Raw genomic sequence first — 1,031 nt, 5'->3', positions numbered from 1 at the left:
GGTGTGGACGATATCGAATCAGAAAAAATCAACGGTATCGAATTATTAAGTGGAGCTACAACCGAAGATGAGTACAAGCATATTAAAAAGCATAACCTGGCTTATTTTCTTGATGGTGTTTTTGCCGATAACGAACGAAACGATAAAAACTATCAAGGTGGCAAACGCCTAATCGCAATAGACGTGGATGACGGAGAGTATGAACGGTCCTACATCGAGCAAAAACTGGAGATGCAAGGTCTTTTCGGGCTAGTCTATCCAACAGCTAAATATTACTACGATCAATCAAAACGTTGGCGTCTCGTTTTAATGGCGGATGCTGAAATGGCATCAAAAGAACAGTATCGAGAAGTTGTAACCGGAGTCGCTGCCATGTTGGATATTGAAATTGATGAAGCGAGCAAAAAAATATCGCAATTGATGGGATATCCACTACGACTTTCAGACGTCAGCACTGTAATTGGTAGCGCGGTCAACGTAGCTCAATTCCAGCCTAAGCCTAAGCCAAAACCAAGCGACAAAGTGGTGGATTTTTCAAGCTCCACGAAATCGCTTATTGATTTTAATCACGAGCAAGCTAAATTGCTCAAATCTGTCTTGCAAAACGGTGCGCCTGTTGGCAGTCGAAACGAGACCTATCGTCAAGTCTATTTGTACCTAAAAGATACGCTAGAAAACCCTGATTTAGTCAATTGGCATCAAGAGGCTGCCGATCTAATCGAATTAACAAAAGCACAAGCTGAAATCGACGGATTGCCGAGAAAAGAAGTGGAGTTGATTTATCGATGAATTTAGATTTTACAAAAGCTTTATCAGAGAATATCGAACGAACCTTCACCTATGCTTATTCAAAAAATACAGGTAGGTACGAAGGATCATTGAACCAATATGATCCAATCGAATTTTTTCAACGACAGTTAGAGGTTGCTAATCCGTTCAAAGTGTTTATGGAGCTTGATCGTCATGTGTTTTTAAATGCTAAAAAAGAAATTCAAAAATACAAAATCCGCTACACGGACAACCAAGAACGA

At 40.1% G+C, this 1,031-nt stretch carries 2 protein-coding genes; both read left to right on the top strand.

Translation table 11 applies throughout. The features are described from left to right. Positions 1–789, top strand: a 789-nt coding sequence (locus ABWK52_RS29640) for a hypothetical protein (protein WP_353772404.1), incomplete at its 5' end; no start/stop codon positions are given. Next, positions 786–1,031: hypothetical protein (locus tag ABWK52_RS29635; protein ID WP_353772403.1), on the top strand; the 246-nt coding region annotated here is incomplete at its 3' end. The genes ABWK52_RS29640 and ABWK52_RS29635, both read left to right, overlap by 4 nt.

The sequence above is a fragment of the Bacillus sp. AP50 genome, assembly GCF_040492675.1.
In the GTDB taxonomy this organism is placed as follows: Bacteria; Bacillota; Bacilli; order Bacillales; family Bacillaceae_G; genus Bacillus_A; species Bacillus_A cereus.
The sequence above is the reverse complement of the archived record's forward strand: the minus strand, read 5'-3'. Positions and strand labels throughout refer to the sequence as shown.